Here is a 16,934-nt window from a genome sequence, read left to right on the forward strand (position 1 = left end):
CCATCAGCGCCTCGCGCCGCAGCGCCGGCGGGCGGGAGGCCAGCACATTGCCCGCCCCCATGCCGCGCAGGTCGTGCATCAGGCGCAGCATGTCGCCATAGCGCACGGTCAGCACATCGCCGTCCGCCACCGGCATGGCGAAGCCCGCCCGGCTCAGCAGGTCGCCCGCCGAACGCACATCGACCTGCGGATGGATATGCTGTCCCGGCCGGTCGCCTTCGCCGGCCATCAGCGCGGCGCGCAGGCGGGGCAGGGAGCCCGCGCCGGTAAAGGCCGCCAGCATCAGTCCATCGGGCCGCAATATCCGCCGCATCAGGATCAGCGCGCCGGGCAGGTCATTGACGCTGTCGAGCGTGCCGCAGGCGATCACCAGATCGAAACTGTCGTCGGCAAAGGGCAGGGCATCCTCATCCGCCTGCACTCTCCCGAGCCCCCCGGCCTGCGCCTGCGCCGCCGCGAAACCGGGATCGACGCAGACGACCGTCTTGCCCATCGCCTCCAGCGCGGTTCTGGCGCTGTCGTCGGGACAGCCGATGACCAGCACTTCCTTCAACTCGCGCTGCACATCGCCCAGCCGGTCGAGCAGTTCGTCCAGCATGGCCCGGTAAAGAAAGTCATGCTCGGCAAAGCGCGCCGCCATCCGGTCGCGCCGCACGGCGCGCAATCGGCGGTCGAAGATGTCGGGGTTGGTCATGGCGGGCCTTGTGCATCGGTGAAGGAGCGGGAACAAGGGAGATGATGCCCCTTTCGCCGCTTCTCAAGACCATGCTGCGCCCGGCGCTCGATTTCGCCCTGCCGCCGCGCTGCCCCGGTTGCGGCATGATCGTGGATGCGGACGATGCCTTCTGCCTCGCCTGCTGGAGCGGGATGCGTTTTCTGGGGGAGCCGTGCTGCGCGCGCTGCGGCGTGCCCTTCGATCACGATCACGGGGCGGGCGCGGAATGCGGCGCCTGCCTGGCCGATCCGCCGCCCTTCGACAGCGCGCGGGCGGTGCTGGCCTATGGCGATGTGGCGCGGGCGGTCGCGCTGCGGCTCAAATATGGGCGGCGCATCGGCCTCGCCCGGCTGATCGCGAAGCAGATGGCGCGGCAACTCCCCACGCTGGCGGACGCGCTGATCGTGCCCGTTCCTTTGCACCGTTCGCGCCTGTGGTGGCGGGGGTTCAACCAGTCCGCACTGATCGCCGGGCATCTGGCGCGGATGACGGGCCTGCCGGTCGACAATCACGCCTTGCTCCGCGCCCGGCGAACCGTGCCGCTCAGGGGTATGAACCCCAAAGCGCGGGCAAAGGCGGTGCATGGCGCCTTCGCGCTGGTACCGGACCATGGCCTGAGCGGCCGGGCTGTGCTGTTGATCGACGATGTGCACACCAGCGGCGCAACGGCGGCTGCCTGCGCCCGGACGTTGAAACGCGGCGGCGCGGCGAGCGTTCACCTTCTCTGCTGGGCGCGGGTGCTCCCCGATTGACAAAAGCCCGCGGAGCCACAATTTCGGCGGTCAAGGAGTATCGGAATATATGGCGAAGGTCGAAATCTATACCAAGGCGTGGTGCGGCTATTGCGCGCGGGCAAAGGCGCTGCTGGAAGGCAAGGGCGTCGCGTTCGAGGAATATGACATCACCATGGGCGGCCCGAAGCGCGAGGAAATGCTGGGCCGGGCCAATGGCGGAACGACGGTGCCGCAAATCTTCATCGACGGCGCGCATATCGGCGGCAGCGATGATATGGCGGCGCTTGACCGGCAGGGTAAGCTCGACGCGCTGCTCGGAGTATAAGGGCAATGCGCGCCGCGATCTTCCAGATGACCAGCGGGATCGATCCCGCCGCCAATGCCGCCGCGATCGCGGAGATGGCGGCACGCGCCAAGGGGGAGGGGGCGGACATGCTCTTTACCCCGGAAATGGCGGGCTATCTGGACCGCGACCGGCAGCGGGCGACGGCGACGCTGCGCTCGGAGGCGGACGATCCGGTGCTGGCGGCGGTGCGCGATGCGGCGGCGAAGCAGGGGCTCTGGGTGCATCTTGGTTCCCTGCCGCTGAAGGACGAGCGGAGCGACGGGCGCTGGGCCAATCGCAGTTTCATGATCGACGACAGCGGCGTCATCCGCGCCCGCTATGACAAGATCCATCTGTTCGATGTCGATCTGGCGACGGGCGAGAGCTGGCGCGAATCCTCGGTCTATGGGCCAGGCGAGCAAGTGGTGGCGGTCGATACGCCCTGGGCGCGCATGGGGCTGTCGGTCTGTTACGACATGCGCTTTCCCGATCTTTACCGCGCGCTCACCAATGCGGGCGCGACGGTGCTGCTGATGCCCGCCGCCTTCACCGTGCCCACGGGCAAGGCGCACTGGCACATTTTGCTGCGGGCGCGGGCGATCGAGGCGGGCTGTTTCGTGATCGCCGCCGCGCAGACCGGCCATCATGCCGATGGCCGCGACACCTATGGCCACAGCCTGATCGTTGACCCATGGGGGGACATTGTCCTGGATATGGGCGAAACGGCGGGTCTTGCTCTTGCGGAGATCGACCTGTCGCGCATAGAGGACGTGCGCGGACGAGTCCCCGCGCTCGCCAATCGGCGATCATTGCCCATGGATGTGACAGTGTCGTGATCGTTTTCGACCTCAAATGCGAATCCCAAGGCCATGTGTTCGAGGCGTGGTTCGGTTCCAGCACCGATTATGAAGACCAGAAGGCGCGGGGCCTGCTGTCCTGCCCGCTCTGCGGCGACATGCAGGTGGGCAAGGCCGTGATGGCGCCCGCCGTCGCGGCCAAGGGTAACAGCCGCACCGAACTGCCGGCGCAGGTCGGCCCATCCGACGGCGCGTCCATCGCCATGGGCGCGGGCGAGGAAAGCAAGATGCGGGAATTGATCCAGGCGCTGGCGGACGCGCAGAAGAAGGCGCTGCAAGATTCCACATGGGTCGGCAGGGGCTTTGCCGAACAGGCCCGTGCCATGCATTATGGCGAACAGGACCGCAGCAGCATCCATGGCGAGGTCGCGCTGGAAGAGGCGCGGGCGTTGATCGCCGAAGGGGTGGAGGTGGCGCCGCTGCCTTTCCCGGTGATACCCTCCGAAGCAAAGAATTGACCACACGCCGCACGCAGCATAGAGCCGTGACCGGGCGCCCATAGCTCAGCAGGATAGAGCGTCGGATTCCTAATCCGAAGGCCACAGGTTCGAATCCTGTTGGGCGCACCACATATTCTCGTATTACGACGTCTTTAGGCAGTGCCTGTGCCGGGCCTCGAAAATGGCGCAGTTCCGCGCCATTCTGTCGAGCTGCCGCAGAACCGAGTGCCGCAGAGACGTGCTTTTGGGCCTCTTCGGGTGGCACACGGTTTTGCCAAGACTCACTGGAAGCCGAGCGCCTCGCGCTGCGCTTTCCAGTCCAGCGGAATGGCCGCATGCTTCATGAGTCGCCGGGACGTGAGTGTCGCCGGTTGCCGGCCTTCTAGAATGGCGGTGATGATGTCCGGCGCGAGGAAAGCCAGTCGCGCGACCCGCTCGGCTGTGCGATCGCTCGTCACTGAAGCTTGCGTGAAGAGCTGCTGCCGAGCGACTTCCGCTTTGCGGATCAGAGCGATCAGCTCCAGATCGACGTTGAGCTTCTGCTCCTCGCCTGATCGCAGCACCAGCTTGAGATTGCGCCCACGCCGATCCGGCACGGTTTCGATGTGGAGCGGCAGGCGGTGGCCGTCGTCTTCGACGACTGGCGCCGTGCCATCCAGCAACGCAACAAGACGGCGGCGGCTGGTCAAGAACTCCCGCTGCTCGGCCTCAGTCGAAAAGCCGCCATAACTTGGGTGAGCGCTTACGCATAGCAACCGACTATAGCGGTGATCAGCCCGTTGCATTAGTGTCCAAGCCCGGCAAATCTGAAATCATCGGAATTCGAGCGCATTTTGTACTGATGACGAAACTGAAGAGGCGCCTTTGGAGAAGATAATTTATATACTTTGGAAGCCGGATACCCAGCCCATCGAACAATTCAACTCGTTGTTGCTGGGAAGCGTTCGGGACCATCTTCTCTCTCTTCCCGTAGATCGCCTCCAGATCAACATCGTCGATGAGACCGTGGCACCTGGAGCACCGCTCAGGGCCGAACCGGTACAGCCATCGCCAACCGCCATGGTGGCCTTCTGGCTGAACGCTGCGCATGACAGGCAGCCTGTGGAGACAATCCTGAACAGCATTGCCCCTCGCATCGCAGGCTATGCTGTGGCGGAATCGACCGTACTCCCCAACACCGAAGCGCCTGATACTACCGACCGCGTGCGCGGATTTTCGCAGTTGGCATTTCTGTTCAAGCTGCCCGGCATAACGCGCGACGGCTACATGGAAATCTGGATGCGGGATCAGACCCGTGTCGGCGTGGAAACGCAGGATACATTCTATTACTGCCAGAATATCGTGACCCGCGTCCTCACGCCCGGTGCGCCTGCCTGGGACGGGATCGTGGAGGAATGTTACCCGATTGAGGCCATGACGGACCCGCTCGTTTTTTGGAAAGCCGACGGCTCCGAAGAGGTGTACAAGGCCAATTATGCGCGAGAAATGGCTAACGTCGCTCGCTTCCTGGACCTGCCCAATGTTTCAGTCATGATCACCAGCGCCTATCGCGTCGGCGGGTGGACGGATCCGGAAGCCTTGCAGAGTAAGCAACGGTGAGTGGGCCCCTCGACTTCACGGGAAAGATTGCGCTTGTCACCGGCGCGAGCAGCGGCATCGGGCAGGCAACTGCGGAGTATCTGGCCGAGCGCGGCGCAAGCGTTGCCGTTGTTGCGCGGAACGTGGATCGCGGACGCGAAACAACAGACAGGATCCTGTCTGCCGGGCGCATCGCCATTTTCATCCATGCGGATGTGGAAAAACCAGAAGCGATCGCCGCAATGGTGAAAAAAACCGTCGATCATTTCGGTCGGCTCGACATCGCCTTCAACAATGCGGGTATGACCGGCACCGTCGCGCCTTTCCATGAGCAGGAACTGGCTGACTGGGAACAGGTCATTCGCACCAATCTCAGTTCCATATTCCTCAGCATGAAGCATCAGATTACCGCCATGCTGAAATGTGGCGGCGGGACGATCGTGAATAACTGTTCGGGTGCGGGCGTGATGGCGGCACCGGGTTTGCCTCATTATACAGCGGCAAAGCACGGCGTGTTGGGGCTGACCAAGGCGGCGGCCAAGGAATATGCGCCGCACGGCATTCGCGTGAACGCGATCTGCCCGGGCTTTATCGAAACGCCCCAGCTCGGCCAATACATTGACGGGGCCGATACACGCGCTGCCGTCGAGGCCAGCATCCCGATAGGCTACATGGGGCAGCCGATCGACATTGCCCATGCCGTTGCGTTTTTGGCGTCGGCCGAAGGCGCTTATATCTCCGGCGATACGATGTTCGTGGACGGCGCCATTATGTGCCGATGACGACGGACCGAGCCGTCGCATCATCTTGCATCCGGTGAGGCGACGGTTCGGCGTTCGCCAATTGGGTTGCGGTATGTGCGCGGTGTGTGCCCCGTGATGCGTCGAAATTGACGCACGGCAAGCGAGCATATCCATCGCCCGAGCCGGCGGTCGACAATCTCTTCGCGACGATCCAACCCGTCTTTCCCGACTGATCGTTCGGTGACGGCTGGGACAGTGTGAAGGCACGTCCGCCGGTGATCTGCATGTGTCGCGAAAGGGCATCCGCAAGGCCGAGCGGTATTAGAGAGACTGTCCCTCCCGCGCGACCTGGAAGCCAGCGAAGGACTGGGTCACGGGCATCAACTCGATCCGGTTGAGGTTGAGGTGCTTGGGCTGGCTGGCGACCCAGAACAGGGTTTCGGCAATATCCTCGGCGGTCATGGGATTGGCATCGCCATAGAGCGCGTCGGACGCGCTTTGGCTGCCGGTGCGGACCAGGGTGAATTCCGTTTCGACCATGCCCGGCTCGATGGAGGTGACGCGGACGCCGGTGCCATGCAGGTCCGAACGCAAGCCGAGCGAGAACTGGGTCACGAAGGCTTTGGTCCCGCCATAGACATTGCCGCCCGCATAGGGATAGGTCGCCGCGACGGAACTGATGTTGATGATCGCGCCCTTGCGCTCGATCAGACGCGGCAGCAGCTTGTGGGTGATCGTCACCAGCCCGGTGATATTGGTGTCGATCATCTGACGCCACTGGTCGAGATCGGCCTTTTGCCCGGGCGCGGTGCCCAGCGCCAGCCCGGCATTGTTGATGAGCAGGTCGATGCTGGAAAATTCCGTGGGCAGGCCCGCCAGCGCGGCATCGATGGCGGCCTCGTCCCGCATGTCGAAACCGATCGCATGCGCCTTGTCGCCACCCAGTTCGGCGACCAGCGCCTCCAGCCGGTCGGCTCTGCGTCCGGTGACGATCACCTTCCATCCCGCGGCGACGAAACGCCGCGCCGATGCGGCGCCGATGCCAGCGGTTGCTCCGGTGATGAATGCAGTTCCTGCCATGGTGCGACTCCATCCTTCTTGCGCCCGCGAAGGGGGCGATAACGGTTCCGCGATCTATTTTTTGTTTTACCGCGATTTCTTGACCGTCAGATGATGCCATCTGACTGGAAATCGCTCTAGGGATGATTGCGGCATTGCCAAGTGCCACTTGCCGGTCGGTTGCCCTTTCATGTCCGGTTTTTGCGCTGGAATGACCCGGTTCGGCTGATCGCCGGAAAGAGGCCGCCGACATCATTTTCAGCGCGGCTGACTTTGGACTGCAATAGTCCCTTTCTAGGAAGGGCGCATCGAAAAGCTGGCTGGCCGGTCTGGAGAGGGGCGGACACGGCCTTGAAACATGGAGAGTAACTTGACGATCCTCACGATCGATTTCGAGGCGTCGTGCCTGCCCCGGCACGGTCTGTCCTACCCGATCGAAGTCGGCATTGCCGATGATGGGAAAGCACAAAGCTGGTTGATCCGTCCGCATGACGATTGGGCGGGTTGGCATTGGTCGGCAGAGGCCGAGGCGCTGCACGGCATCAGCCTTGCCCAGATATATCGCAACGGCCTGCCTGCGGAAACCGTGCTGACGGAACTTGCCGTCGCCTGCGACGGGCGGCGCATCGTGGCCGACAGCATGATCGACCAATATTGGCTGGACACGCTGGCCGATGCGGCGGGGCAGGCGACGCCCTTCCTCATCGACCATGTCTCGCTGCTGCTGGACGAACATCGCGCGGATGAGGAGCGGATCAGCGCCGCTGTCGCGTTCGCCGACGCCCATTATGTCGAACGGCATCGGGCGGCGAGCGACGCGCTGTGGCTGTCGGCTTTGCTGGACCATATATCGGGCAAGGCGGCTGTCGCGCGGCCTGCGTTGGTACGGCTGGGTTGAGCGATATTGCCTGCCAGCAATAATTTGTAACGCTCGGCAAATTACGGAGACATTCAGGGGGCCTAATCCCGATCGACCATGCCGGTTGTCAGGAAGGAGGCCCTCTTGTCGCACATTCTCGTCGATGGACTGCGCGGCCTCCATGCGCCGTCCGTGGCCGGGCAATGAGTCTGCCGCTCATCGTGATCGCGGAGGCTGAGCCGGAGGCGCGCCATGAGGTGCGCCAGTCACTGGAGCAGAGCGGATTCCGCGCCTTGCCCGCCGCCAACGCGAACGACATCTGGAAGGCGATGGACAGCATGGCCGTCGGCGTGGTGGTGCTCGACGCCGCCTTGCGCGGGCCGGATGGCATGGACCTGTGCCGTGACGTGCGGGAGCGCAGCGACGTGCCGATCATCCTGGTGGGCGCCAACAGCAGCGAGGTCGACCGCGTGGTCGGGCTGGAACTGGGCGCTGACGATTATATGGCGAAACCCTATTCTCCGCGCGAACTGGCCGCCCGGCTGCGCGCGGTGCTGCGCCGGCGCCGCAATGACCGCGCGCTTGGCACGCGTCGTCCGGCCGAGGCGCGCTTCGACGGCTGGACGGTCGATTCTTCCCGCCGGGAGGTGATCGATCCCGATGGAGACCGAGTGGAACTGACCGCTGCCGAATTTTCATTGTTGCTGGTATTGCTCGATCATCCGCAGGTGGTGATCGCCCGGGCGCGCCTGATGGAGTTGGCCGGGGTGCGCGATACGCCATCCTCCGACCGCAGCGTCGACGTGCTGGTCAGCCGGTTGCGGCGAAAGCTTCGCCATGGCGGACGGGCCGCCCCCATCGTCACGGTGCGCGGCGGCGAATATCTGTTCAGCGCCGTGGTCGACCGGCGCTGAACCTCTTATCCTTTCCAGTCTATTGCTCTGATTTTCCTGGAGAATCGGACGGATTGCCGTTCGCGATGCTCCTCCCGCCGCACAGACACAGTATTTAACAAAGCCGCTGCGCCGCAGCAAAAACGCGTCCCTATCCTTCCTGCCTAACGCCGGTCTGCCCCCTGACCGGCCCACTCATGAAGAAGGATGCAGTGACATGAACGAGCTTATCGGTCGCGTCTTCAGCTTCGAAAGCCATGTCTTTCCGAACCAGAGCACGCTTTACAACCGCCTGGCCAGCGACGGGCAAAGCCCCAAGGCGCTGATGATTTCCTGCGCGGACTCGCGGATCGTGCCTGAACATATCATGCAGGCGGACCCGGGCGATCTGTTCGTTTGCCGCAATGCGGGCAATATCGCGCCGCCCCATGCGACGCAGAATGGCGGCGTCACCTCGACCGTCGAATATGCCGTCATGGCGTTGGGCGTGCGCGACATCATCGTCTGCGGCCATAGCGACTGCGGCGCGATGAAGGCGCTGTCCACCAATGCCGATCTCACGGCGATGCCCAATGTCGCCGCCTGGCTGCGCCACAGCCATGCCGCGCAGAAGGTCTGCCGCGAAAGCTATCCCGACGATTTGAGCGACGCGGAGAAGCTGCGCAACATGGCGCTGGAAAACATCGTGGTGCAGCTTTCCCATTTGCGGACCCATCCGTCGGTCGCATCGGGCATCGCGCGTGGCGAGATTGCGCTGCACGGCTGGTATGTCGACATTCATGCGGGTCAGGTTCTGGGTCTGGACGGCGAAACCGGCCGCTTCATACCGCTGCGGGAAGGCCAGCCGCTGCCGATCGCGCTGCCCCATGCCAAGCGGCTGGCCGCCGACACCGGCTATGCCGTGGCGGCGGAGTAACTTCCCATGATGAAGGCATTTTCCGGCGGCACCTTCAGCCGCGACTTCACGGCGTCCATCGTCGTCTTCCTGGTGGCGATGCCGTTGTGCATGGGCATCGCCATCGCGTCCGGCGTGCCGCCGGAAAAGGGCCTGATCACCGGCATGATCGGCGGCCTGATCGTCGGCCTGTTGGCGGGGTCGCCCCTGCAGGTCAGCGGCCCGGCGGCGGGCCTGGCGGTCATCGTTTTCGAAATCGTGCAGAAACAGGGGCTTTCCGCCCTGGGTCCGATTCTGATCCTGGCCGGCATCATCCAGGTCATCGCCGGGCTGTTGCGCGTCGGCGGCTGGTTCCGCGCGATCTCGCCCGCGGTGGTGCACGGCATGCTGGCCGGCATCGGCGTGTTGATCGTCGTGGGGCAGTTCCACGTCCTGTTCGACGACAAGCCGCTGTCCAGCGGGCTTGCCAATCTGGTCGCGATGCCGGGGCAGATTTTCGGCCTCACCCATCAGGACGCGGCGATGGCTTTCGCGGTCGGGCTGGTCACGATCGGCGGCATGCTGGGCTGGGAGAAATTCCGCCCCGCTTCGCTGAAACTGGTGCCCGGCGCGCTCATCGGCGTGGTGCTCGCCACGCTGGTGGCGTTTTTCCTTGGCCTGCCCGTCGCGCGCGTGGTGGTGCCGGAATCGATCGTCGCCGCCATTTCGCTGCCCGAACAGGGGCTGCTGGCGCAGCTCATGAACCCCACGGTCATCACCACCGCCATTGCCATCGCCTTCATCGCCAGCGCCGAAACGCTGCTGTCGGCGGCGGCGGTCGACCGGATGCATGATGGCGTTCGCACCAATTATAACCGCGAACTCAGTGCGCAGGGCGTAGGCAATCTGCTCTGCGGCGTCGCAGGCGCGTTGCCGATGACCGGCGTGATCGTCCGCAGTTCGGCCAACGTCCAGGCCGGGGCCAAGACCCGTCTGTCGACGATCCTGCACGGCATCTGGATTTTGGGCTTCGTGGCCCTGCTGCCCTGGTTGCTGCGGGAAATCCCGATGGCGGCGCTGGCCGGCATATTGGTCGTCACCGGCATTCGTCTGGTCAGCCTTGACCACGCGAAGCACCTGCTCCACCGCTACGGCCCGCTCCCGGCTGTGGTGTGGGCGGCGACGCTGATCTGCGTCGTGGCGACCGACCTGCTGACCGGCGTGCTGGTGGGCATCGGCCTGTCGCTGCTGGAAATGCTGCCCCACGTCCGGCGCCTGCGCCTTGGCATGGAAGAGGAAAGCCGCGAGGACGCGCATGAAGTGGCGCTGCACGGCACCGCCACCTTCCTCAATCTGCCAAGCCTCTCGGCCCGGCTGGAATCGGTGCCTGCGGGGCGTCTGGTGATCCTGAACGTCGAACGGCTGGGCCATATCGATCATACCTGCGCGGAAATGGTGCGCGAGTGGGTCGACCGTCGCCGGGGAACCGGCGCGCAGGTCGAACTGTTCGGCGCTACCGGCCGGATGCGTCATCTCGTCGCCTGATTTCCCCCCTCATCAGGCCACCAGCAGGCCGCCGCGTCACAGGGACCCTGTGAGGCGGCGGCCTTTTTCTTGCTGTTTGGAAATCAAATAGAAACATTCGGCATCGTGAAGGAAAAATAGCGTGTTGGTGGCGCCACAGCGCCAGGCCATCCTCTCGCAGTTGCGAAAAACCTGTTTCCTGAACCGCTCCCTTCCCAATAACCTGCTCCTGTTCCGCAAATATCGAAGACGTTTGACTTCACACAGATTTTCGAATGCGCGGACGCAGGACGGAACATTCTTGCCTTAAAGGGGAATGTTCATGAAGTATCAGATTGCCTGTGCCGCGCTTGCGCTGTTTTTCAGCGCCCCGGCCTTCGCTCAGGAAGAGCCCGCGGGTCCCGTCGCCGTTTCCGGCAGCGTCGCGCTGGTGTCCGATTATCGCTTCCGTGGCGTGTCGCAGACCGACAAGGGCATGGCGGTGCAGGGCGGCGTCACTGTGACCCATGAAAGCGGCGCCTATGCCGGCACCTGGGCCTCCAACCTTTCCGGCTGGGGCACTTTCGGCGGCTCGAACATGGAACTCGATCTGTTCGCGGGCTACGCGATCCCGTTGGGCGGCGCGACGCTGGACGTCGGCCTGACATGGTATATGTACCCCTCGGGCGCCGACGAGACCGATTTTGCCGAACCCTATGTGAAGCTGTCGAGCGAACTCGGCCCGGTCAAGGGCCTTCTCGGCGTCGCATATGCGCCCAAGCAGCAGGCGCTGGGCAACTGGTCGAACACGCCGGAAAGCCGCATCGGTGACAAGGAGGATAATCTCTACATCTGGGGCGATGTCAGCGGCGCCGTGCCCAACACGCCGGTCACGCTGAAGGCGCATCTGGGTTGGTCGAATGGCAATCCGGGCCTTGGTCCCAACGGCACCTCGATCGCGCCCACGGGCAAATATCTCGACTGGCTGGTGGGCGCCGACGTCGCCATTCCCGGCACGCCGCTGACGCTGGGCCTCGCCTATGTCGACACCGACATTGCCTGGGTCGAGGAAAATTACATCCGTCCGAACTTCTCGGACGCGGATGGGTCGTCCATCGCGCGGAGCCGGGTGGTCTTCTCCCTTTCGGCCGCTTTCTGATGCGATTCACGCCGGGCCTTGGCAAGAGGCCCGGCGTGACAAATCTTGCTGCGGCGGGGCAGGCGGTTGTCGCGACCATGACAAATTGTTGCTGAACTTCGCCCCGGCTATTGCTGTGGCAACGTCCGGTTGACCGCCTATCCTGCGGGACCTATCTCCCTCCCATGAGCAGATTTTCCCCGGCCACCCTTCCGGCATGACCGCCCCCACGATCATCCTGGTGGAGGACGACCCGCCGCTGCGCACGCTGACCGCGCGGGCATTGCAGGAACATGGCTATCAGGTCCGCCCGGCTTCCTCCGGCCCGGAAATGTGGGTGGCCTTCGATGCGGGTCCGGTCGATCTCGTCGTCCTCGACGTGATGCTGCCCGGCACGAATGGCATCGACCTCTGCCGCCAGATCCGGCGCAAGAGCGACGTCCCCATCATCTTCATCAGCGCCAAGGGCAGCGAGACCGACCGTATCGTCGGCCTGGAACTGGGCGCCGACGATTATCTTCCCAAACCCTTCGGCACCCGCGAACTGATCGCCCGCATCCGCGCCATCCTGCGTCGCGTCGGCGTGGAGCGCGGCCCGGACGAGCATCGGGAGAATGAAGCGCGGTTCGACGGCTGGATCGTCAATTTCCCCCGCCGCGAACTGCGCTCGCCCACCGGTGCCATCGTCGACCTGACCGGCGCGGAGTTCGACCTTCTCGGCTCCTTCCTCAGCCATCCGCAGCGCGTCATCGCCCGCGAGCGGCTGATCGAACTGTCCCGCACCCGCATGGGCGACAGCTCCGACCGCAGCATCGATGTCCTGGTCAGCCGCCTGCGCCGCAAGCTGTCCACGCAGGATCGCGCCGCGCCGATCACCACCGTGCGAGGCGTCGGTTATATGTTCAATGCGGAGGTCAGCCGGGCTTGAGACGGCATGTCAGCCTGGTCGGCCAGATCTTCGCGATCCTGCTGCTGACCCTCACGCTGGAATTTGCCCTTGGCACCCTGGTCAATGAACGTGCGAACCAGCTTTCGCTCCAGGATGACGAGGCCCGTCGCCTGGCCGAGCATCTGGTCATCGCCCGCAAGCTGCTGACCGAACAGCCACCGGACGAGCGGCACGCGCTGGCGCTGCAACTGACCACAGACCGCTACGACATTCACTGGACGGCCGCATCGCCCCCGCCGCCGCCGCTGGCGCCGGGGCTGGAGCGGATGCGGCGCCAGATCATCGACTGGGAACCGTCGCTGGAACAGGCGCATCTCTGGCTGCGGCTCGCCGCCCCGGCGCGCATGTCGCAGATCGATGGCGGCCTGAGGCTGGCGGACGGAAGCTGGCTCTATTTCGGGATGCGGCATAGCGGCGGCAAATGGACCTTCACCCTTGGACGCATGGGATTGGCGCTGATCCCGGTGCTGGCGTTGCTGATCGTCGGCGGCATGTTGATCCGCCGCACGCTGGCGCCGCTGCGCGACCTCACCCGCGCGACGGAACGCATCGGCCTTGGCGACGAAGTCATGGTGGAAGAGGGCGGTTCCAACGATGTGCGCAACCTCATCCGCGCCTTCAACGCCATGCAGACGCGCATCCACCGCCTCATCACGGAGCGAACCGAGACGCTGGCTGCGGTCGGCCATGATCTGCGCACGCCGCTCGCCCGGTTGCAACTGCGGCTCGAAAGCCTCCCTGAAAATGAGGCACGCGAGGCGATCGAGGGCGACCTGGAGGAAATGGGCGAGATGATCGACTCGCTCCTCGCCTTTCTGGGCGGCGAAAAAAATGGAGAGCCACCGGTGCGGACCGACGTGGCGGTGATGGTCGCCACGGTGGTCGACGATTTTCAGGATCATGGCAAGGACGTCGATTATGCCGGGCCGGATCATCTGGAAATGGCGGTGCGTTCTCTTTCGCTGCGGCGAGCGGTCGGCAACCTGATCGAGAACGCGCTGCATTATGGCGGCCGTGCCCGCGTGACGCTGGAGCGGCGGGAGAGGGAAGTGCTGATCCGGATCGATGACGACGGTCCCGGCATTCCCCGCGACAAGCTGGAGGAGGTGTTGAAGCCCTTCGCCCGGCTGGATGTGGCGCGCCAGCGCAACACGCGCGGACTGGGTCTGGGCCTGGCCATCGTCGCCCGCGCGGTCGAGCAGGAGGGCGGGCAGTTGGTCCTCGCCAACCGGCCGGAAGGGGGATTGCGGGCGGAAATCTGTCTGTATCCGCCGGCGGAAGGGCATTGAAAAAGACAGCCCGGCCAAAAGAGAATCTGGCAACCCCCAAGCAAAACTCGTTTATCGCCGCGCACTCCGGCGGGCTATGCCGATAGCCTGTTCGGTAAGAGGCACATATGACGGCGCAAGGCGAAGGCTATTGGGACATTGACCGGCTGGCGGCTGAACTGGGGACCGTGCGGCGGCGCTGGCGGGAGGGGCAGGAGCATCATGCCGAATATGGCGCGGAGGGCTTTCCATCCCGCGCATCCCTGACCAAGATCATGGGCGCGCTGTGCGGCGCGCTGTTCCCGCTGCGCCTCGGTCCCAGCTTCGTGCGGCTGCATAATGAGGATGCCTATGTGGCGCAGACCTTGCAGACCGTGCTGAGTCGCCTCTATGGCCAGATCCGCCTGGAACTGATCTATGCGATGCAGGGGGAGCCGTCCGAGGCATTGGACCGGGAGGCTTCGCGGATCATCGGCGCCTTCGCCCAAAGCCTCCCAACAGTGCGTGAATTGCTCGACAGCGATGTGGAGGCGGCCTTTCTGGGCGATCCCGCGGCGCGCAGCGTGGACGAGGTGCTGATCTGCTACCCCTCGATGATGGCGATCATCCATCATCGGCTGGCGCATCGGCTCTATCAGCTGGGCGCGCCGCTGGTGGCGCGAATCGTTTCCGAAATCGCGCACAGCAGCACCGGGATCGACATTCATCCGGGCGCGAAGATCGGCCGCAGCTTCTTCATCGATCATGGCACCGGCGTCGTCATCGGGGAAACCGCTATCGTCGGTGACCGGGTGCGCATCTATCAGGGCGTGACCCTGGGCGCGCGCAGCTTCCCGGCGGATGAGAAGGGGCGGCTGGAAAAGGCGCTGGCGCGCCATCCGATCATCGAGGACGATGTGGTGATCTATGCCGGGGCGACCATATTGGGGCGCATCATCATCGGCAGCCGTTCCGTGATTGGCGGCAATGTCTGGCTGACCGACAGCGTGCCCGCCGACAGCAATGTCCGGCAGGCCAAGGCCCATTATGAAGTGACCAGCCGGGTCGAAGTCTCCGCCCCCCATCGCGTCCACGCGGTGGTGGAGGGGGAGGGGATCGCGGAGAATATCTGATCGCTTGAGCGGGACGAGGAGTCCTCGTTCCGCTCAGGACATATTATACTATCGCGCTCGGTCTTCGACCGATCACAAGTGGGTTTCGCTCAGGCGCCGCGCGGGCTTTACCAAGGTCCGATGAGTCAAACTCATCGCGCCGTAGTATTAGTCGCCCGCGCAGCTATCCCCATTGCCCGCGATCAGGTCCAGGCAGCGTCCGTCGATTTCGCCCTTCGGCACCGGCAAATGGATGAGCGCCGCGAGCGTCGGCAGGATGTCCACCGTCTCGACGCCCAGCGGCTGTTCGAAATGGGTGAGGCCCTTGCGCCAGAACAGGATCGGCACCCGCCGGTCGGTGTCCCAGGGACTACCGTGGGTGGCGACGCTGTCCATCACCGCGCTTTCGGGGATCGACATGACGCGCGGCTTCAACAGCAGCAGCAGGTCGCCCGACCGTTGCGGATCAAAGCTGGCGCGGGCTTCCTGCAACAGCGACCAGCTTTCCGGCGGGCCGGAGGGGGAGGGGGTGGCTGCGATTTCCGCCTTGGTGAACACCAGCTGCACCTGGGGATGGGCGCGCAGCAGGGTCAGCGTCGCGGCTTCCACCTTGTTGCGCTGGGCGACGGTCAGCCCCTTGTCGAAATAAAGGTCGCCCGCCGGGCCATCGCCCCAGATCAGCGTCTTGCCCTTGATGCCGGTCTTGTCCGCGATGGCGGCCGACAGCGCCTTGGGCGTGAGCGCCTTGTCGACGCGCTGCTCCATCGGCATGGCGTTCATCCGGTGTCGTTCGGGCAGGTCATGGCCGCCATGGTCGGCGGTCAGCACCACCACATAGTCCAGCCCATCCGTGTCCAGCAGGTCGAAGAAGGCGCCCAGTTCCCGATCCAGCCGGTCGACCTGGATGCAGCTTTCCGTCCCCTCCGTGCCGAAGCTGTGGCCGACATAGTCGGTGGCGGACAGGCCGATGGAGATGATGTCGGTTTGCGCCTGCTTGCCCAGCGCCATATTCTCGATGGCGGCGGCGGCGAAGGCCAGCGTCATCGCGTCCTGCTCGGGGGAAATGCGGAAGCCCTTGTAATCGCCGGCCGCGCGCGCGAAGCGTCCGGTGCCGACCGTTTTGTCCCCCGCCGTCACCGGAAAATCCTTGGCCGCGCATTGCGGCGGCAATTCGAAGCCCGGATTGGGCTGCGCCAGCCGTTCTGCCATGACCGCGTTGACTTTGGCCACCAGCGGCGGGACAGCCACGCCCTTGTAACTGACATAACCCTGCGGCCCGCCCAGCCACCAGACCTGATCGGCGGTCGGCCCGCCCATCATGATGGCGGCGCGATCCTTGCCGGAAATCGACACGACGCGGGTGGCGGGGTTGGCGATCTTCATCCGCCCGCCCAGCGTCGGCACCTTCAAATGCACGGGCGACGCCTGATAATGGTTGCTGTCGGTGCCCGGCTGCGCCTCGTCCTCCGCGCAATAGACCAGCTTGTCGGCGCGGGCCGCGTTGAGGTCGTACCAGCTGTTCGCGATGATGCCGGTGCGCGACGGGCGGCTGCCGGTCAGGATGGTGCTGTGGCCGGGGCAGGTTTCGGTCGCGGCATGGCTCTGATAGCCGCGCGGGAAGACCACGCCCTGTTCCGTCAGCCGCCTGAGGCCGCCCGTATAATATTGCCGATATTCGCTGAACAGATCGGCGGAGAACTGATCGACGGAGATGGCGACGATGAGCTTGGGTGGCGTCGACGGGGCAGGAGCGGCTGCCGCCGAAACCGCCGGGGCCTGGGCCAGCGCGGGGAGCGAACTGGCCAAAAGCAGGGCGGCAGCGACTTTTTTCAACATGGGCGGAGGATACCTTCTGATGCCTTGACGGCGCATGCATCGGGACCTAGCCCCCTTGCATCCAGCCGAACA

At 64.5% G+C, this 16,934-nt stretch carries 18 protein-coding genes and 1 tRNA gene; 15 read left to right on the forward strand and 4 right to left on the reverse strand.

The features are described 5' to 3' along the window. Positions 1–694: class I SAM-dependent methyltransferase (locus tag F7P65_RS05975; RefSeq protein WP_150290849.1), on the reverse strand; the 694-nt coding region annotated here is incomplete at its 3' end. Positions 695–735: 41 nt separating this feature from the next. Between F7P65_RS05975 and F7P65_RS05980 the strand changes: the two genes are divergently transcribed. The 5 genes from F7P65_RS05980 to F7P65_RS06000 all read left to right on the forward strand — a co-directional run bounded on the left by F7P65_RS05980 (position 736) and on the right by F7P65_RS06000 (position 3,200). Then, positions 736–1,467: a ComF family protein gene (locus F7P65_RS05980; protein ID WP_150290850.1), complete on the forward strand. Its 732-nt coding sequence runs from the start codon at positions 736–738 to the stop codon at positions 1,465–1,467. Between the two features lie 49 nt (positions 1,468–1,516). After that, complete coding sequence (gene grxC / locus F7P65_RS05985) at positions 1,517–1,774, forward strand: glutaredoxin 3 (protein ID WP_150290851.1); 258 nt, start codon at positions 1,517–1,519, stop codon at positions 1,772–1,774. 5 nt (positions 1,775–1,779) lie between these two features. Continuing rightward, positions 1,780–2,610, forward strand: coding sequence for a carbon-nitrogen hydrolase family protein (locus tag F7P65_RS05990; protein WP_150290852.1), 831 nt, complete (start codon positions 1,780–1,782; stop codon positions 2,608–2,610). Continuing rightward, positions 2,607–3,089: a DUF1178 family protein gene (locus F7P65_RS05995; protein WP_150290853.1), complete on the forward strand. Its 483-nt coding sequence runs from the start codon at positions 2,607–2,609 to the stop codon at positions 3,087–3,089. Before F7P65_RS05990 ends, F7P65_RS05995 begins: the two co-directional genes overlap by 4 nt. Before the next feature lie 34 nt (positions 3,090–3,123). Beyond that, positions 3,124–3,200, forward strand: a tRNA-Arg gene (locus F7P65_RS06000). 152 nt (positions 3,201–3,352) lie between these two features. On the opposite strand, the gene F7P65_RS06005 is transcribed toward F7P65_RS06000, so the two are convergent. Further along, positions 3,353–3,760 (reverse strand): hypothetical protein, encoded by a 408-nt coding sequence (locus F7P65_RS06005; protein ID WP_205451951.1) that lies wholly within the window; start codon positions 3,758–3,760, stop codon positions 3,353–3,355. A gap of 175 nt (positions 3,761–3,935) precedes the next feature. On the opposite strand from F7P65_RS06005, the gene F7P65_RS06010 reads away from it, so the two are divergent. Both F7P65_RS06010 and F7P65_RS06015 read left to right on the forward strand, forming a co-directional pair. After that, positions 3,936–4,670 carry a hypothetical protein gene (locus F7P65_RS06010; protein ID WP_150290854.1) on the forward strand — a complete coding sequence of 245 codons (735 nt, stop codon included), beginning with the start codon at positions 3,936–3,938 and terminating at the stop codon, positions 4,668–4,670. After that, positions 4,667–5,431 carry an SDR family NAD(P)-dependent oxidoreductase gene (locus F7P65_RS06015; RefSeq protein WP_150290855.1) on the forward strand — a complete coding sequence of 255 codons (765 nt, stop codon included), beginning with the start codon at positions 4,667–4,669 and terminating at the stop codon, positions 5,429–5,431. Before F7P65_RS06010 ends, F7P65_RS06015 begins: the two co-directional genes overlap by 4 nt. 282 nt (positions 5,432–5,713) lie before the next feature. Here F7P65_RS06015 and F7P65_RS06020 read toward each other — a convergent pair whose 3' ends face one another. After that, positions 5,714–6,472: an SDR family NAD(P)-dependent oxidoreductase gene (locus F7P65_RS06020; RefSeq protein ID WP_150290856.1), complete on the reverse strand. Its 759-nt coding sequence runs from the start codon at positions 6,470–6,472 to the stop codon at positions 5,714–5,716. Between the two features lie 337 nt (positions 6,473–6,809). Here F7P65_RS06020 and F7P65_RS06025 point away from each other — a divergent pair, with 337 nt between their 5' ends. The 8 genes from F7P65_RS06025 to epsC all read left to right on the forward strand — a co-directional run bounded on the left by F7P65_RS06025 (position 6,810) and on the right by epsC (position 15,047). Continuing rightward, positions 6,810–7,349, forward strand: a complete 540-nt coding sequence (locus tag F7P65_RS06025) for a 3'-5' exonuclease (protein ID WP_150290857.1) — start codon at positions 6,810–6,812, stop codon at positions 7,347–7,349. A 164-nt stretch (positions 7,350–7,513) separates the two neighbouring features. Further along, positions 7,514–8,224, forward strand: coding sequence for a response regulator transcription factor (locus F7P65_RS06030; RefSeq protein ID WP_150290858.1), 711 nt, complete (start codon positions 7,514–7,516; stop codon positions 8,222–8,224). Between the two features lie 196 nt (positions 8,225–8,420). After that, positions 8,421–9,119 (forward strand): carbonic anhydrase, encoded by a 699-nt coding sequence (locus F7P65_RS06035; protein WP_150290859.1) that lies wholly within the window; start codon positions 8,421–8,423, stop codon positions 9,117–9,119. 6 nt (positions 9,120–9,125) lie between these two features. Then, a complete protein-coding gene (locus F7P65_RS06040) occupies positions 9,126–10,622 on the forward strand; it encodes a SulP family inorganic anion transporter (protein WP_150290860.1) in 1,497 nt (498 codons plus the stop codon). A 295-nt stretch (positions 10,623–10,917) separates the two neighbouring features. Beyond that, positions 10,918–11,739, forward strand: a complete 822-nt coding sequence (locus tag F7P65_RS06045) for a TorF family putative porin (protein ID WP_150290861.1) — start codon at positions 10,918–10,920, stop codon at positions 11,737–11,739. Between the two features lie 196 nt (positions 11,740–11,935). Then, the gene (locus F7P65_RS06050) at positions 11,936–12,646 is read left to right on the forward strand and encodes a response regulator (protein WP_150290862.1); all 711 of its coding nucleotides are present in this window, start codon (positions 11,936–11,938) and stop codon (positions 12,644–12,646) included. Continuing rightward, positions 12,643–13,956, forward strand: a complete 1,314-nt coding sequence (locus F7P65_RS06055; protein ID WP_150290863.1) for an ATP-binding protein — start codon at positions 12,643–12,645, stop codon at positions 13,954–13,956. The genes F7P65_RS06050 and F7P65_RS06055 overlap by 4 nt, the downstream gene beginning before the upstream one ends. 107 nt (positions 13,957–14,063) lie before the next feature. Beyond that, positions 14,064–15,047 (forward strand): serine O-acetyltransferase EpsC, encoded by a 984-nt coding sequence (gene epsC / locus F7P65_RS06060; RefSeq protein WP_150290864.1) that lies wholly within the window; start codon positions 14,064–14,066, stop codon positions 15,045–15,047. Between the two features lie 147 nt (positions 15,048–15,194). Here the strand turns inward: epsC and F7P65_RS06065 are convergent, their stop codons facing one another. Beyond that, positions 15,195–16,862 (reverse strand): alkaline phosphatase family protein, encoded by a 1,668-nt coding sequence (locus tag F7P65_RS06065; protein WP_150290865.1) that lies wholly within the window; start codon positions 16,860–16,862, stop codon positions 15,195–15,197. Positions 16,863–16,934: the final 72 nt, after the last annotated feature.

The organism is Sphingobium estronivorans, assembly GCF_008692605.1.
GTDB classification, from domain to species: Bacteria; Pseudomonadota; Alphaproteobacteria; order Sphingomonadales; family Sphingomonadaceae; genus Sphingobium; species Sphingobium estronivorans.